Origin of the sequence: Mycobacterium sp. 1164966.3, from assembly GCF_001665395.1 — a bacterium.
In the GTDB taxonomy this organism is placed as follows: domain Bacteria; phylum Actinomycetota; class Actinomycetes; order Mycobacteriales; family Mycobacteriaceae; genus Mycobacterium.
Genome location: NZ_LZSG01000004.1, coordinates 46,995 through 65,637 on the forward strand (window position 1 = coordinate 46,995; position 18,643 = coordinate 65,637).

The 18,643-nt window shown below is 65.6% G+C and carries 3 protein-coding genes; 1 reads left to right on the plus strand and 2 read right to left on the minus strand.

What is annotated here, in order from left to right:
• Positions 1–23: 23 nt before the first annotated feature.
• Positions 24–12,755 carry a non-ribosomal peptide synthetase gene (locus A9W99_RS01985; protein WP_067372612.1) on the minus strand — a complete coding sequence of 4,244 codons (12,732 nt, stop codon included), beginning with the start codon at positions 12,753–12,755 and terminating at the stop codon, positions 24–26.
• Between the two features lie 2,076 nt (positions 12,756–14,831).
• Between A9W99_RS01985 and A9W99_RS25770 the strand changes: the two genes are divergently transcribed.
• Positions 14,832–15,599: a class I SAM-dependent methyltransferase gene (locus A9W99_RS25770; protein ID WP_156622904.1), complete on the plus strand. Its 768-nt coding sequence runs from the start codon at positions 14,832–14,834 to the stop codon at positions 15,597–15,599.
• A gap of 85 nt (positions 15,600–15,684) precedes the next feature.
• On the opposite strand, the gene A9W99_RS02000 is transcribed toward A9W99_RS25770, so the two are convergent.
• Positions 15,685–17,319 carry a fatty acyl-AMP ligase gene (locus tag A9W99_RS02000; protein ID WP_067372621.1) on the minus strand — a complete coding sequence of 545 codons (1,635 nt, stop codon included), beginning with the start codon at positions 17,317–17,319 and terminating at the stop codon, positions 15,685–15,687.
• Positions 17,320–18,643: the final 1,324 nt, after the last annotated feature.

Genomic DNA, 18,643 nt, shown 5'->3' on the forward strand with positions numbered 1-18,643 from the left:
GCCTACTCGGGAACCAGCCGGTCCTATGATGGCCGGAAAGCCTTATCGAGGCAATCGATCAGGTAGCCGACACCGACCGTGCCGCCGGTGCCGCGGCTGTCCCCAATGAAGCGGCTGACTACGTCTAGGTGGATCAGCCGCCAGCGGGTGAGGCCGGCGATGAATACATCGAGCTGCGCGCCTAGTAGCAGTTTCTGCCGGCGGCTGCTGCTGTCGGCGTCGCGCCGGTCGGCAGCGATCTCCGTTAGCGCCGCCACGGGAGCGTAGCGAACGCCGGACAGCAAGGTCGCGAATTGGGCCGACTGTGCGGCGCTCATTCCCCCTAATCGAGGCCGGAACTGTTGGAAGTCATCCACCGAAAGATGTTGTAGGGCACTCACGGTCGTCACCGTCAGCTCAAGCACAGCGTTGGCGCGCTTCACACGACCGATCGCCTTGTCGAAGTCGCCCAGACGAGCGGACTCCAGAGCAACTTCCAAGTCAGCGAAGATCTGCGAAACCCACAGCTCAGCCGTTTGGTGGACGATCAGGAAATACCTTTCGTCGCCCCAAGAGGCGCGGTCGGCGCCGTCAGCCAAAGGTCGGACGGCCCCTAGGAGGTCGTCGAGGTGCAGGTAATCCGCATAGTGCCGCTTGAACCCGGGCTTTCGCTCGGCCTCGATGTCACCACCGTGATCACTATGCTGCGAGCCCACGATATCGGGAGGAGTCGACCCGCCCCCACCGTGCCGGACATGCGCGCAGATACCGCCCAGGGCGTCGAACCACAGCCGGCTAAGCCGGGTGACCTGCGCGCGATCCAGGGCCGAGGGCGCCCACGTCCACTGGGCATGCAGTTGCGGGCCGGCGTCGGTGTCGACGGTGACAGCGTTGACGGCCGCGGTGTGCGCTAGCGGCATGGGGCGATCGGCGTTGCCGCTGTCGGTGAACAACGAACCCCAAGAGCCGATCCGCCAGATCTCATTATCGGTCGAAGCACCGAGCACTGGTACACCCAGGCGTCCCAGATAGTTGAACCCGATCGGCGGGTCATACCCGGCCAGTTCAACGTCGGTGTTCAGATAGCGCAGCACGCCGAAGGTCAGGGGGTGCGGCAGCCCATGAAGTTGCTCGATGGCGTCCTTGATCAATGGCCCCAGCGCCGCCTCGCCGGATACCACCTGCGTCCAAGATAGCCCACCTACCTTCAACGACACCGGGTATTTCGTGGTGAACCATCCCACCGTGCGCGACAGGTCAACATCAGAAGCCAGTTCCTCGTGGCGTCCGTGACCTTCGACGTCGATGCCGATCGGCGTGTCACCGAGGGCCAAAAACTGCGTCCAGGCCAAGGCGAACCCGATCAACAGGATCTCGTGCACCCCGGCGTGACAACCCGCGGGCACCTCACCGAGCAGCATGTGGGTGGTATTGACGTCCAGCGACACCTCTATGTGGTCAGCAGTGGCAAATGTATCCGCCCCGGGCTGCACCGCGGGCAGCGCGGCAGGGATCGCCGCCACCTTTCTCCAGGCATCCACCCGGCCAACAACCTCCGGGCAGCGCGCGTGCTCAGCTAGCAGCGACGCCCACCGGGCAAACGACGTCCCAGTCGGCGGCAACATCACCTGCTGGCCCACACGGCGTTGAGCCCACGAGGTGTTAAGGTCATCCAGCAAAATCCGAAAGGACACCGCGTCGACGGCCAGATGATTTATGATCAGCGCCAACTGGCCGGTGGAAGCAACCCACAGCGCGCTGAGCATCCTTCCGGCCGCCGGATTCAGCCGAGATTGCGCCTCCGCCAGCGCCTCATCGGATAGCACATCTACCGTGTGCAGGCAACCGCCCGTATCCACCGATCCCGCCTCGGGCACCTGTAACGACCAACTTCCGGCGCTGTCGTCGTCGACGCGGAGCCGCAGCATGGCATGCCGATCTAGCAAAGCCTGCACCATAACCGTTACGTCGGCCTCGCTGACTCCCGCGGGAGCCTGCAAAACCGCCATCAGATTGAACTGCTCAACCGGGCCGTGAACACTTTGCAGCCAGCGCATGATCGGGGTCGCCAGCACCGGCCCGACACCATTATCGATCGGGCCGACCTCATCGTCGGCCACCCAGGCCACCCGGGCCAGCCGCGCCACGGTCTGCTCGACGAAAATATCGCGCGGTCTGCACATCAGCCCGGCGGCACGGGCCCGCGCCACCACCTGCATCGACGAGATGCTGTCCCCGCCCAAATCGAAGAAGGAGTCGTCGATGCCGACTCGGTCGAGGCCCAGTATTTGGGCGTAGATGGTGGCCAGGATTTCTTCGACGGGGGTGGTGGGGGCCCGGTATGCGCCGGTGGTGTAGTCCGGTGCCGGTAGGGCGCGGGTGTCGAGTTTGCCGTTGACCGTTAGCGGTAGCGCCTCGATCACCATCACCGCCGCGGGGATCATGTAGTCGGGTAGCCGCTGAGTCAGCTGGTCGCGGAGGTGGGCCGGGTCTGCGGTGCCGGTGACATAGCCGATCAGGCGTTTGTCGCCGGGGCGGTCCTCGCGGGCGATGACGGCGGCCTGGTCGACCCCGTCCAGTGCGCTTAGGGCGGCCCGGACTTCACCGCACTCGATGCGATAGCCGCGGATCTTGACCTGCTCATCAGCGCGGCCCACGTAGTCGAGTTGCCCGTCGCCACGCCAGCGCACCAGGTCCCCGGTGCGATACATCCGTGCCCCCGCCCCGCCGAACGGGCAGGCCACAAACCGCGCGGCGGTCAACGGCGGGCGGCGCCAATACCCACAGCTGACCCCGGCGCCGGCCACATACAACTCCCCGACCACACCAACGGGCACCGGACGCAAGGACCCATCGAGCACAAACAGCGCCGCCCCCGACAGCGGCGCGCCGATCGCCGGTGTGCCCGAACCCGGCGCCAACGGCGGACCCAGCGTCACACACATCGTGGTTTCGGTCGGCCCGTAGCCGTTGATCACCACCCGCCCGGACCCCGCCCAACGGTCCACCACCTGGGCCGGGCAGGTCTCACCGCCGAGCACCAAGGTCAGCGCATCCAACCCCTGCGGGGATAACGCCGCCACCGCCGAGGGGGTTTGGGTTAACACGCTGATGTGTTCAGCGGCCAGCACGTCATGAAACTCGGCGGCCGAACGGGTCACCGCGTCCGGGATCACCACCAGCCGCCCACCGTGTAACAGTGGGCCCCAGATCTCCCACACCGAGATGTCGAAGGCATGCGAATGACACTGCGCCCACACCCGCCCCGACCCGCCGGTGAGACCGGCGTCCAAGCACGCCAACAGTTGGGTGATGTTGTGGTGGGTGGCCGCCACCCCTTTGGGCACCCCGGTGGTGCCCGAGGTGTAAATAAGGTGCGCAATATCCTCGGGGCCCGGCCCCGGTAGCGGGTTGGCGGGCTGGTTGTGCACTGCGGGATCGTGGACATCGATGACCGCCACGTCGCACCCGTCGAGGCGGCCGGCCAAATCCGCGGTGCTCAGCACGGCCACCGGGGCGGCATCGGCGAGCATGAACCCGATCCGCTCCCGGGGAGCCTCGGCATCGATCGGCAGATAGGCCGCCCCGGTTTTCAGCACCGCCGCGATCGCGGCGACCGCGGCTGCTGAACGCTCCACCAGCAACCCCACCACACACCCGCGACCCACACCGCACCCGGCCAGCAGGTGCGCCAACCGGTTGGACTGCTCATCGAGCTCGCGGTAGCTCCACGACACCTCACCGCAGACCACCGCCACCGCATCCGGGGTCCGGGCCACCTGCGAAGCAAACAACACCGGAACCGACACCGGCGCAGCCGCGGGCCGGGTCAACACCGCCTGGTTCCCGATCGCCGCCAACCGGGCATGCTCAGCGGCATCGAGCAGATCCACCGAGGACAACGCCCGGGTCGGCTCGGCGGTCAGCGCCACCAACACCCGCTCGAAGCGCTCGATGAGCCTGTGAATGCTGGCGGTGTCAAACACGTCGGTGCGAAACTCCACCGCCCCGCCAATCCCGGCGGGCTCACCGGTCTCGGTGAACCGTTCGGCAAGAGAAAACGCCACATCCATGCGCGCGCTATGGGTGTCCAACGGTATGGACGTGACCTGCAGGCCCTCCAACACCAAACCCGCGGCCGCATCATTGTGCCCGGCGAAATTCTGCCAAGCCAACAACACCTGCACCAGCGGATGATGCCGCAATGACCGCACCGGGTTGAGCCGCTCCACCAGCACCTCAAAGGGCACGTGCTGATGTTCAAACGCCGCCAAACTGCGCGCCCGCACCTGGCCCAACACCTCACTGAAGGCCGGATCACCGGCCACATCCACCCGCAGGATCAAGGTGTTGACGAAAAACCCCACCAACTCATCTAGGGCCGTATCCCCCCGGCCGGCGACCACGAACCCCACCGCCACATCAGTGCTGGCACTGATCTTCGACAACAGCACCGCCAACACGGCCTGCACCACCATGAAACTGGTGGCGTTATGCTCCCGCGCCACCCGGGCAACCTGGCGCTGCAACCCCGCCGACCACTCCACTGCCACACTGGCGCCACGCTGATCAGCAACCAGCGGATAAGGCCGATCGGTCGGCAGCTCAAGACGTTCGGGCATCCCCGCCAACACCTGCTGCCAAAACCCCAACTCAGAAGCGATCACACTCTGCGGATCAGACTCAGCCCCCAACCACTGCCGCTGCCACAACGTGTAATCCACATACTGCACCGCCAACGGCGCCCACCCCGGCGCCCGACCCGCGCACCGGCCGGTATAGGCCACACCCAAATCGGCGGCCAACGGCCTTAGCGACCAGCCATCCGCAGCGATATGGTGCATCACGATCACCAGCACGTGCTCGTCGGCTGTGATGCGGAAAAGCCGTGCCCGCAGCGGGATCTCGGTGGCCAGATCAAAGCTGTAGCGTGCCGCGGCGTCGAGGGCCTCGTTGAGCTGGCTTGGCGACCAGCCGCTGGCATCAACCACCTCCCACCCGAAATCGGCGCCCTCAACGGGGATAACCACCTGCTGCGGTGTTCCCCCGACCGCCACAAACAGCGTGCGCAGGCTTTCATGGCGGCCCACCACATCGGCCAGCGCTGCACCCAGCGCATCAACATCAAGCCCACCACGTAACCGCAACGCCGCCGCTACGTTGTAGACCGGCGAGGGCCCCTGCAACTGGTCGATAAACCACAACCGGCTCTGGGCAAACGACAACGGAACCACCGCCGGGCGCTCACCTGCCGCCAACCGCGGGAGCCGACTGGAACCCTCATCGATCCGCGGCGCCAACCGGGCAACCGTGGGCGCGTCGAACACGGTGCGTACCGAAAGGTCGGCATCCAATGCGGCATTGATCGCGGCGATCAGGCGCATCGACGAGATGCTGTCCCCGCCCAAATCGAAGAAGGAGTCGTCGATGCCGACTCGGTCGAGGCCCAGTATTTGGGCGTAGATGGTGGCCAGGATTTCTTCGACGGGGGTAATGGGGGCCCGGTATGCGCCGGTGGTGTAGTCCGGTGCCGGTAGGGCGCGGGTGTCGAGTTTGCCGTTGACCGTTAGCGGTAGCGCCTCGATCACCATCACCGCCGCGGGGATCATGTAGTCGGGTAGCCGCTGAGTCAGCTGGTCGCGGAGGTGGGCCGGGTCTGCGGTGCCGGTGACATAGCCGATCAGGCGTTTGTCGCCGGGGCGGTCCTCGCGGGCGATGACGGCGGCCTGGTCGACCCCGTCCAGTGCGCTTAGGGCGGCCCGGACTTCACCGCACTCGATGCGATAGCCGCGGATCTTGACCTGCTCATCAGCGCGGCCCACGTAGTCGAGTTGCCCGTCGCCACGCCAGCGCACCAGGTCCCCGGTGCGATACATCCGTGCCCCCGCCCCGCCGAACGGGCAGGCCACAAACCGCGCGGCGGTCAACGGCGGGCGGCGCCAATACCCACAGCTGACCCCGGCGCCGGCCACATACAACTCCCCGACCACACCAACGGGCACCGGACGCAAGGACCCATCGAGCACAAACAGCGCCGCCCCCGACAGCGGCGCGCCGATCGCCGGTGTGCCCGAACCCGGCGCCAACGGCGGACCCAGCGTCACACACATCGTGGTTTCGGTCGGCCCGTAGCCGTTGATCACCACCCGCCCGGACCCCGCCCAACGGTCCACCACCTGGGCCGGGCAGGTCTCACCGCCGAGCACCAAGGTCAGCGCATCCAACCCCTGCGGGGATAACGCCGCCACCGCCGAGGGGGTTTGGGTTAACACGCTGATGTGTTCAGCGGCCAGCACGTCATGAAACTCGGCGGCCGAACGGGTCACCGCGTCCGGGATCACCACCAGCCGCCCACCGTGTAACAGTGGGCCCCAGATCTCCCACACCGAGATGTCGAAGGCATGCGAATGACACTGCGCCCACACCCGCCCCGACCCGCCGGTGAGACCGGCGTCCAAGCACGCCAACAGTTGGGTGATGTTGTGGTGGGTGGCCGCCACCCCTTTGGGCACCCCGGTGGTGCCCGAGGTGTAAATAAGGTGCGCAATATCCTCGGGGCCCGGCCCCGGTAGCGGGTTGGCGGGCTGGTTGTGCACTGCGGGATCGTGGACATCGATGACCGCCACGTCGCACCCGTCGAGGCGGCCGGCCAAATCCGCGGTGCTCAGCACGGCCACCGGGGCGGCATCGGCGAGCATGAACCCGATCCGCTCCCGGGGAGCCTCGGCATCGATCGGCAGATAGGCCGCCCCGGTTTTCAGCACCGCCGCGATCGCGGCGACCGCGGCTGCTGAACGCTCCACCAGCAACCCCACCACACACCCGCGACCCACACCGCACCCGGCCAGCAGGTGCGCCAACCGGTTGGACTGCTCATCGAGCTCGCGGTAGCTCCACGACACCTCACCGCAGACCACCGCCACCGCATCCGGGGTCCGGGCCACCTGCGAAGCAAACAACACCGGAACCGACACCGGCGCAGCCGCGGGCCGGGTCAACACCGCCTGGTTCCCGATCGCCGCCAACCGGGCATGCTCAGCGGCATCGAGCAGATCCACCGAGGACAACGCCCGGGTCGGCTCGGCGGTCAGCGCCACCAACACCCGCTCGAAGCGCTCGATGAGCCTGTGAATGCTGGCGGTGTCAAACACGTCGGTGCGAAACTCCACCGCCCCGCCAATCCCGGCGGGCTCACCGGTCTCGGTGAACCGTTCGGCAAGAGAAAACGCCACATCCATGCGCGCGCTATGGGTGTCCAACGGTATGGACGTGACCTGCAGGCCCTCCAACACCAAACCCGCGGCCGCATCATTGTGCCCGGCGAAATTCTGCCAAGCCAACAACACCTGCACCAGCGGATGATGCCGCAATGACCGCACCGGGTTGAGCCGCTCCACCAGCACCTCAAAGGGCACGTGCTGATGTTCAAACGCCGCCAAACTGCGCGCCCGCACCTGGCCCAACACCTCACTGAAGGCCGGATCACCGGCCACATCCACCCGCAGGATCAAGGTGTTGACGAAAAACCCCACCAACTCATCTAGGGCCGTATCCCCCCGGCCGGCGACCACGAACCCCACCGCCACATCAGTGCTGGCACTGATCTTCGACAACAGCACCGCCAACACGGCCTGCACCACCATGAAACTGGTGGCGTTATGCTCCCGCGCCACCCGGGCAACCTGGCGCTGCAACCCCGCCGACCACTCCACTGCCACACTGGCGCCACGCTGATCAGCAACCAGCGGATAAGGCCGATCGGTCGGCAGCTCAAGACGTTCGGGCATCCCCGCCAACACCTGCTGCCAAAACCCCAACTCAGAAGCGATCACACTCTGCGGATCAGACTCAGCCCCCAACCACTGCCGCTGCCACAACGTGTAATCCACATACTGCACCGCCAACGGCGCCCACCCCGCCGCCCGACCCCGCCGCCGCGCCCGATACGCCTCGCCGACATCTCGGACCATCGGAACCGGTGACCACCCGTCAAAAGCAATGTGGTGCAATACAATCCCCACGACATGCTGGTCGGGCCCCACCGCATAGATCTGGGCGCGAATCGGGATTTCCGCCGACAAATCAAACTGATACCTCGCGAGCGCCCCCAAAGTGCCGGCAACATCTTGTTCTGGCAGGGACACCACCACCGCGCCGCCGCGGTGCCACATCCCCGGCCGGGCCGACAACACCTCTTGGAAAGGCACACCGTCAATGTCGGGAAATATGGTGCGCAGCGACTCATGGCGAGCTAGAACATCGTCGAGCGCCGCGGCGAGCGCCTCGACGTCCAGCGCCCCAGTGACCCGAAAAGCGGTCGGCATGTTGTAGGTCGCAACCCCGCCCTCGAATCGGTTGAGGAACCACAACCGCTGCTGGGCATACGACAATGGGATCGGCTCCGGGCGCGCCATCACCCGCAACGGGGCGCGGGCAGGCCCGCCACGATGCCGGTGCAGATACTCCGCGAGCTCCGCGACGGTGGACGCGTCGAACAAATACCGAACGGGCACTTCCCTGCCCAACGCCAATTGCAGCCGCGCGCTGACCCGAGTGGCGATCAACGAATCCCCACCGAGGACAAAGAAATCGTCATCGAGCCCGACCCGGTTGAGGCCCAACACCTCGGCGAACACCTCGGCGACGATTTTTTCGGTCTGAATCTGCGGCGCCCTATAGGGGGTGGTGGCAAACACAGGCGCCGGCAGGGCCTTGCGGTCGATCTTCCCCGAGGAGGTCAACGGGAACTCCTCGAGCACCACAAGGTGCGCCGGCACCATGTAGTCGGGCAACCAGGCGCTCACCCGCTGACGCACCGCGCTGATCTTGGTGTTGGTGTGCGGGTCATTGGCGTACGTGGCGGGTCGGTGGGCCCCGGCGGCGGCCAGGTAGAGGTCGGTCAGCGCCTGGGTGTGCCCGTCGTGCGGGTCGGTGGGGATGATGAAGACCGCGTCGAGGGTGCCGGGCTGCGCGCCCCAGGTGACGGCGACGTGGTAACCGGTGGCTTCGCCGAGGCGGTGCAGTTCTTCGGGGGTGGCAGTATCGGAGGTCGCGGTGGCGCGCGCCAGTGCGTCGGCTAGGGGTAGCCCGTCCGCCAGCCCGGCTTCGATGCGGACGTCGGTGATTAGCCCGGCGCGCGGGATGTCGGTGACGCGAACGGTAACCGGAGAGTCGGATATCAACCGGCTGTGCAACCCTGCCAGGCCGGCACATTGGGTCCACGCCCAGGTGGGCGCAATAGCCAAAGAGCGCACCGGTGTAGGGGTTTTGTAGATGGTGACGTCGTAGCGGTACCGGTTGAGTTCGTTGTCGGCGGCTCCGCGCTTGACCTGGATGTCGAGCCCGGCTACCGACGGATGGTCGGCAGCATAGCTGGTGAAAAACGCTGGGGCCAGCAGTAATTCGGGTTCGCTGACGATGGCGCGCTGGACTCGTTGGCGGATCTCGGCGGCTTCCAACGGGTCGGTGGCGCGGGTCAGCGCGACCCCGGTTTGGAACGCGCCCTGCAGGGCGTAGTTGCGGACATCGCCTATGAACGCTGCCCCGCCGGGCGCCAGCAGATGCACGACGTCGTCGATGACCCCTGTCAGATATTCGGCGTTTGGGAAGTACTGGATGACCGAGTTGAGAATGACGGTGTCGAAGGAGCCGCGAGGCAGGGCCTCGGTCACGTGGGCGGGCTGGGCTAACAGCTGGACCCGGGCACGCCAGGGGATCTGGAACTGCTCCAGGGAGCGGGCCAGGTTGTCGATCGCTGTTGTCGACATGTCGGTGGCTACATAGCGCTCACAGTGCGGGGCGATCTGGGACAACATCAGCCCCGAGCCTGCGCCGATCTCCAGCACTCGACGTGGGTGGAGGGCCATGATCCGATCCACGGTGGCCGAACGCCACGCCATCATTTCCTCGAGGGGAATCGGATCCCCGGTGTAGCTGCTGTTCCATCCCCGAAAATCGAGACCGAACCCCGGCACCGGGGCGTCAGCGCCGTACAGCTGATCGTTCATGTGCTGCCACTGTTCGACGATTTCGGCGTCGAGATCAGCGGTGGTGGTGGGCCTCAGGGAGATGTAGGCAATGAGTTGGGCGCCGGTGGTGCTGGGGTGCATGGTGGCGGCGGCCTGGGTGACCTGCGGGCAGGCCCGCAGGGTGTTTTCGACTTCACCCAGTTCGACGCGCTGTCCGCGCAATTTGATCTGGGTATCGGCGCGGCCTAAACACTCCAGGGCTCCCTCGGCGGTCCAGCGCACCAGGTCACCGGTGCGATACATCCGCTGCCCAGCACCCTGATTGGGGTTGGCCACGAACCGTTCGGCGGTCAGCCCCACCCGGCCCACATAGCCGTGCGCCACCGCAGGCCCGCCCAGATACAGCTCGCCCACCACCCCGATGGGGGTAGGGTTTAGCCGCGCGTCGAGCACCAGCGCACATACCCCGGGGATCGGGGCGCCGATGCCGACCGGCTGTCCCGCCGACTGCGCGGTGCTGCAGGTGGCGCAGATGGTGGTCTCGGTGGGGCCGTAGCCGTTGAACATTCGCCGACCCGGCGCCCAGGCGGCCACCAACTCCGGCGGGCAGGCCTCCCCCGTGGTGATTAGGGTGGTCACCTCGTCTAGCCGGGCCCGATCCAACGTCGACAGCACCGTCGGCGTCAAGACCGCCGCGCTGACCTGCTGCTCCTGCAGTAACGCCGTCAGCGCGTCACCGGCATACACATCCCGCGGCGCCACCACCAGCGCTGCCCCCGACCCAGCCGCCCACAACAGGTCGAAGACCGAGGCGTCAAAGGTCGGTGCCGCCACCATCAGCACCCGCGCGTCCGCGCCCAACCCGAACAGCTCACGTTGCGCCGCGGCCAGGCCCACCAGACCGGCGTGGCTGACCGCCACCCCTTTTGGCGCGCCGGTGGACCCGGAGGTGAACATCACATAGGCGGTATTGCCGACTTGCAGCGCCGCTAGCCGATCGGCGTCGGTAATGGTCTCCGCGGAGTACCTGGAGATGTCCGGACCGTCGATGCGCACCACGGGGCGCGTCCCGGCCCCGGCCACCGCCTCGGCACCGCAAGTGACCACACACACCGCACCCACGGCGTCCAACACCGCGGCGATCCGCTCGACCGGATGGGCCCGTTCCACCGGCGCATACATCCCGCCGGCCTTGACCACCGCCCACCACGCCACCACCAACTCCACACACCGATCCATCGCCAAACCCACCGCGCGCTCTGGACCCACCCCCGCCTCGATCAACACCCGCGCTACCCGCGACGACCACTGATCAAGCTCGCGATACGACACCTCCCGATTAGCGTCGATGACCGCCACCGCGTCCGGAACGGCCGCAACCGCTGCCTCCAGCAGCTGCGGCGCCACCCCCACCGGCGCCTCCACCCCAGCGCCAGACCACCCCGACAGCACCAGGTCACGCTCACCGCGATCCAGGACCGACACCTCTCCCACCAGCAACGACGCATCCGCCGCGAAAAGGCGGTCGAAGAGCAACTCCAGACGCGTTGTGTGCCTTGCGATCTCGTCGGCGGTGTAGCGGTCCGGATTCCAGGTGAACTGAATGCGCGGCGTACCCTCACTCAGTCGCGGATAGATGTTGACCGCAATATCTTGGATGGGGTAGGTGGTCAAGACGTCATACGCCGCATCCGAAGACCCGAACTGAAGCGGGGCGGCGAAGTCAAGTAAGTTGATCGCCGGGCCAAACTCGACGTTCATGTCGAGACGAGTTGCATCGGCAATGAGGTCCGGCCAGCGCCGGAACTGTTGATGCCGCAGCCCGCCGACCACGGCCTTGGCGACCCGATCGGACAGGGCTCCAATGGTGTCGCGGTCATTGACGTCGATGAGCAGCGGCACCATATTCGACACCATGCCGGCACATTTTTTCAGCGCCGCGGTCGTGCGCGCCGACACTGGCAGCGACAGCCAGACGTTCTGCCGTCCCGAGGTTTTGGCGATGAACACGGCCATTGCCGCGACAACCCTTGCGACGTCGAACTGGTCATGCGAGGTCTCCGGCAGCCGAGGCGCGCACACCAGCTCGCGCACCAGCGGGTGGCGTGGTGGGACCAACCTTCGCGTCCCTGCCAGGTCGGTGACGTCCAAAGGCTCGCGCATGATGCTCTGCCAGTACTGGGCATCGGCATGACTGCGCGAAGACTGCCGATACTTCTCGTCGGCTTCACGGAGCAACGCGAACTCGGAGAAGTCGACGTCGCCGGTGTCGGGCGCTGACCCGGAGTAGACCGCCGCGATGTGCCGGACGAAGTTGTTGCCGCCATACCCGTCACACAGAACGTGGTGTGTACGCACGTAGAAGTACGACAAATTATCGCTGATCCGCAGCAGCGTGAAGTTGGTGAGTCGGTCACGCACCAGATCGATGGGTCGGCGGTAGTCGTTGTCCATCCAGCTGCGGGCCGCGGTTACCGGGTCTTGCTCGGTGCGCAGGTCGATGCATTGGGTGATCCCCGTCTGCGGAAGGGAGCGGTCGACGATGAAGACGGGTTCGCCGCCGTCGAGGGATAGCCGCGCACATGGTGTGCCGAATCGCGTTGCCGCCGATTCACAGGCCACCACGAGCCTGTCGGCGTCTACATTGTGATGGATCGCCAGAAATGCGGCAAAGTTGTAAGGGACTTCGGGCCGGAGTTGTTGGGCAGCCCATATCGATCGTTGAGCGGCGGTCAACGACCCCAGCGTGTCTGGTTGCGTTCCGTAGTTGAGCATGATGACGGTGAACTCCCTAGTGAGGGTCGGCATGCCGGCGGGTTCGCACGCTCCTTACTCGAAGGCTGGTGCCGAAGGGGCCAGATCGACCGACCGGGCTCGATGAGGCGACAGCACAGCGAAGCCCAGCAGGCTGCCCAACGCCTGGATGTGGTTTGCATGTGACAAAGCTCTGGTTCGACTCGCCGAAGCCGGTCAGTGAAGCGGAGTCCTTGAGCAGCCGTACTAGATGGCACCTGCTGAAGTTAGAACTCGCATACGGTTTCCGGGCCATCTTCTCGAAGGCCTCAAATCCAGAACCCTGATCAACCATTCGATGACCTCATGCTGGGCTAGCAGTGCGCCGGCATGGTCCGGGCACGCCGACGACGACACTTACGGTCCCCAACCACCTGTAGACACGAGCACGGGTGCCATTCGGTTCAATCGACTGACCACGCCGCCGGCGCATGTCGCCGGTGCAGCCGCCGCGACCGCGGCTACTTGACGCCGCGCAAGATGGCGCCCTCCCATGGGACAACCGGCGCGCGGTTGACGTCGTCCCTGCAGCCGGAATGTTTCGATCGGATCCCGTGAACCTGGCAGCCACGCTGTTCGTAGTTGTTGAAAGGAGTGCCGTTCTTCGGATCGACCGCGCCGTCACCGGGTTCTTGTGAGGGAGTGCCGATGAGCATCCTCGGACAGCGAGCCGTTGTCTGCGGTGCGAGTATGGCCGGGCTGCTGGCTGCTCGAGTGCTGTCCGACTCTTACGAGGCGGTCACGCTCGTCGAGCGCGACCGGCTGCCCGACGGTGCCGAGCAACGTCGAGGCGTCCCCCAGGGACGGCATTTTCATGCGCTACTCAGCACCGGCTCAACAACTCTGGGCGAGCTGTTCCCCGGCCTGCTCGATGAACTCGTCACTGCGGGAGCCAATGTTTTGGACAATGAGCCATCGCGGGTGTATGTGCGGTTCGGCCGACATGAGCTTCATCTCTCGGGCGAGTTCACGGATCCGGCATCGCTGGTCTTATATCAACCCAGCCGACCGTTTTTGGAGTCCCACGTCAGGCGGCGGGTGCGCGCCATCGAGAATGTGAGAATCCTGGAAGCCCACGATGTCGTTGAGCCGATAGCCGACCGTGCCCTCCGGGTCACGGGCGCCCGGGTGGTCAACCGCGACACGGGTGAGGAAACCGTGCTGGATGCCGAGCTGGTGGTCGATACGACGGGCCGCGCCGCGCGCACCCCGGCCTTCCTTGACAAACTCGGCTTCCAGCGACCGGTCGAGCAGCGCTACCCGGTGCATCTGAGCTACGCCAGCCAATTTCTGCAGATCCCCGCGGGCATGCTCGGCGAAAAATTGGGCTTCTCGGTCGGCCCGCTGCCCGAACGACCAACCGGCGTGGTGGCGGTGGCCTATGAGCACGGCACCTGGATCCTGACCTTGTTCGGGGTGGGGGGCTACGAACTGCCCGGGGACCTGGCCGGCGTCATCGAGTGTGCCGCCCGATTCGCGCCGCCTACTCTGATCGCTGCACTGCGGGCTGCCGAGCCGCTGGGTGCGATGTCTGCGCAGCGTTACCCGGCCAGCACCTGGAGACGCTATGACAAGATGCGCCGATTCCCCCCCGGCCTGCTGGTGATGGGCGACGCAATCTGCAGCTTCAACCCGGTGTACATGCAGGGCATGACCATGGCCGCGCTGCAGGCCGTGGCGCTGCAAAACTGCTTGGCCGACCGCGACGGCGAGCTGAGTCGGCGATTCTTCCGGGCGACAGCCAAGCAGATCGCCCCCGTTTGGCGGGCGAACCGGCTCAGTGATTTCACCGTGGCTCCGGGAGGTGGTTGGCGTCGGGAGCTGAGGCGCGTAATGAGCTGGCCGACGGACAAGGCGCAGGCAGCCGCCGCGAACGATCCGGTGGTCGCCGAAGCGATCCTTCGTGTGCAGCACTTTGTCGACCCACCAGCCCGGCTCCTGCGGCCTTCGCTGCTAATGCGGTTGGTCGCAGCCAACCGCCGACCCAGAATCGCCACACCCGCTGATGACGGCTCCGGCAGCTGCAGCACCGACGTGACGATGAATGCCAAGCTTCACGACCCTTCTTGTTCCGGCATGCGTGTAAACGACATGACCACCGAGATCTTCGACATCGACACCATGCCGCGCGCCGGACCGGACGCGTCGTGGTTGGACCGGCGGTTGCAAACCGATCGTCTGGAGTACCTGGACCGCGATGACGTCGCTGATCTGAAACGCCGAGTGGTACGCGCTCTCGAGCGCACCGGAAGGATGTCCGGTTGGCACAAAACCTGCGCGCGCATCGCGCTCAGCGTGGTGGCTGACGTACCTGATCCCCAGGTCCTGGAACTCGGCGCCGGCCACGGCGAGCTCTCACGCGCGCTGTTGAAGTTGCATCCCACAGTCCAGGTGGCGGTCACCGACATCGACCCCACGTCGGTGGCCGCCATCGCCGGCGGTGACCTGGGCAGACACCCGCGCGCGGTTGTCCGCGAGATGGACGCCGCCGCCATTGACGCTCCCGATGGGTGCTACGACCTCGCCGTGTTCGCGAACTCCTTGCACCACCTGTCACCGCGGCTGGCCGCCCGAGTGTTCGCGGAAGGCACTCGGGTCGCCGACAAACTGTTGATCATCGACATTTCACGGATGCGGCCTGCTCTGCACCTGCTAGACCTGGCGTTGATACTGCCGTTGGCGATGGTGGTTCCCTACTGGCACGACGCATTCATCAGCTCGTTGCGTACCTATAGCCCCTCGGCGCTGCGGGCATTGGCCCGCTACGCCAGCCCGACGATCACCCTCGAGCTGCGCAGGCATCCGGCCTGGTTCCCAGGAAGCCCGCAGATCGCGCTGGCCAGTTTGGCTCGCAATTAAATCTCCGAAATTCGCGAGGGCGGTCCAAACCCGTTGCATCGAGGGGTAGTGGAACCGTATCTGCGGCAAGTAGTTCACGCACACACTATGTGACAAGGGTGTCAGAACTGGCTCGCCGCAGCTTGCCCGACGGTGTCTTGGGAATCATCCCCGGGCCAAGCACCACGACGTTGCGTGGGCGCACATCAACCTCGGTAAGAACTTCGTGCGCCACCTGATGCTCTATGCGACGCACCTCGGCGGGATCTTCGAACGCGTTGGATTCGACTGCGACCGCGAACGTCTCCCGCGAGTGTCCAGCGTCGAGGCGCACGGCCACCGCGCCACCCGGCCGGACACCTTCGACCCGACCCGCGGCCCGCTCGATGTCAGTAGGGTAGATATTGCGGCCCGCCATGATGACAACGTCCTCGACTCGACCGCACACCACGACGTGGCCGTTCTCCATCCGATAACCAAGGTCACCGGTGTGATACCAACCCTGCTCATCCTGAGCCCGAATGAGCCCGCCCAGCGTGAGGTAGCCCGGCGTCAGCGACTCACCGCGCAGCTCGATCACCCCCACACATCGGGTCGGCAGCACATTGTTGTCCTCGTCCACGATGCGGATTTCCAGACCGCCCAGCGGTGGCCCCAGCGAGGCGAGCCGGCGGATATTGCCCTTGGTGGCCGGCACCGCCCGACGTAGCCCACACAGCAGGTCGGCGTCAACTTCATCGACGATCAATCCCGCATCACAAGGCGAGAACGACACCGCCAACGTGGTTTCCGCCATTCCGTAGGCCGGCAGGATGGCCTTCGGCTTCAGCCCGAACGGCCTCCCCGCATCGACGAGATCCTCGACATCAGTTGGTTGCACCGGCTCGGCACCCGACAGCGCGAACCGCAATGTGGACAAATCGAACTGGCCCGGCTTGGCCTGCTTACGCAGCCGCTTGGCGAACAGCGCGTACGCGAAGTTGGGGGCCGCCGTCATCGTGCCCTTGTACTTATCGATCAGCTTGGCCCACAACAGCATGTCCCGCAGGAAGTCCATCGGCGTAATCTTGACCAGCTCGGCCCCGAAGTACATCGGCACGGTCAGAAAGCCGATCATGCCCATATCATGGAACAGCGGCAGCCAGCTGACCATCACATCTTTCTCGACGTCGTACCTGGCGCCAACGAACATTGACTCTGCATTCGAGTACAGATTGCGGTGCGTGATCTGGACGGCTTTGGGAAAGCCGGTGGAACCTGACGTCAGCTGCAGCAGCGCCAGGTCGTCCTCGCCGGTGTCGATCGGGTCGCTCGGGTCAGATGCCAGCAGCTCTGCGATGGTCACCACCTTGATGCCGCGCTCCTCGAGCACCGGCACGACCGCCAAAAACGGGTCGGAGACGACGACGGCCTTGGCTTGGATCATGTCGATAAGGGTGGTGGTATCTGCCGCCCACGATGCCAGGTCGGTGCGCGGCGTCGGCTGGTGCAGCATGGTTAGGCTCGCCCCGCGCATCCACAGGCCTTGGGCGGTGGGAGCAATCTCCACAGGGGCGCCGGCCAGTACTCCGACCGCGTCGCCGTGGCCAAACCCATCAGCGGCCAGTCCACCGGCTACTCGCCGCGCACGCTCGTGAACCTGTCCCCAAGAGTGTCGGACAGGGTGGTGCGGCTCCCCGGTCACTATCCCCTTAGTACTGTCCCGGGCGTTGCGGAACATCTTCTCGGTAAACCTGCTCACGCTAACCACCTCCCGGGTCCGACGCCGGCGGTACCAAGGGCCGGGATCTCATGCTCCGCCTGTCAGGCGGAGCCGCGGCTTCGCAGGGTTTGGTGAAGGTTTCTTCGTCGACGGTGTCCCCATCGGTGTTTTCGCTTTGCGCCAGCACAGTTCCCACCGTCGGCGCCAATGAAAACCCAAGCACGGTTTCGCCGTCCCTCCGCAAATCCGTCGTCAGCTAACACAGGTCAGGCCGCCCGAGTCCATGGCAGACAGTCCCTAACCTTGAGACGACGTGGGCGAAGCTGCCGTTCACTGGGTTGACGGCTTCCATCGGTTTGGCGGCGGACATCGCCGATGTTGTGCTCGCGATATGCGACGCCCTAACCAGCCCGTCGGTCGCGGACACATGAAGGCAGGCAGCGTCGTCAGCGCCTTCAGCTTCTTCTACTTAGCTAGCACCTATTTCGAGACTTCCGCCGAATCGCACCTGGGGTATTCGCGCAACCTCATCTTGTCCGTCGGCATGCTGAGCGGGCTAGCGTACATCGGGTTCGCCGCGCTCTCGTGCTATCTAAGCGATCGAATCGGGCGCCGCCGCAGGATGTTAGCGGCATGCGGGCGTGTCTGGCATTCTCGTTTGTGATGATCCCGCTATGGACGCGGCAACTCCAATTTGTACGCGGGGGCTGTCGTCGGCATATACGCCGTCGCGGCGTTAGGCTGGGGCCTACCGCAAGGTTCATCCCCGTACTGTTCGCTACCCGCTTCGCTACAGGGACAGCGCTGTCGGTGAACCTCGCCGGCGTCTAGGGCGGAGCTGTGCCGCCGCTGATCGTGGGCATGCTGCCGGCAACCTATGGCAGCTGGGCGATCGGTCTCATGCTGGCCGTCCTTGGGTTGGTCAGCCTCGTCTGCACGTATTTACTCCCGAAACCAATGGAACCGAGTTACGTCGCAATCTGCGACCCTCGTTGAGGGCGATGCCCCGCCCATCGCGCCATCCCACCTCGACGGCGCCGGTCACCCAATCACTGCGAAAATCTAGGTTGCTGCAGCGGTCTCGGCGTGAGGCCTACACCGCTGGCCCGGTTGGCAGAGCCCCACGCCACCCCGATTTATGAAGCCGGTGATGCGGGCTTGCCGAGGCTGGCCCGAATCTCCTGCAGCGACACCAGCTTCGACGGCGCGGCGTGTGCTCGCGCCAAGTGCCAAGCTGCGCGGCATTCCCACTGCTGCGGGTCGAACATCGCCAGCTCAAACGGCCAAGGCGGATTCAGGCGGTCGCTGCAACAAAAGTGGACGGGTCTGACAGTAGTCGTTGGAGTTCTTCGGCGGGAGTGCG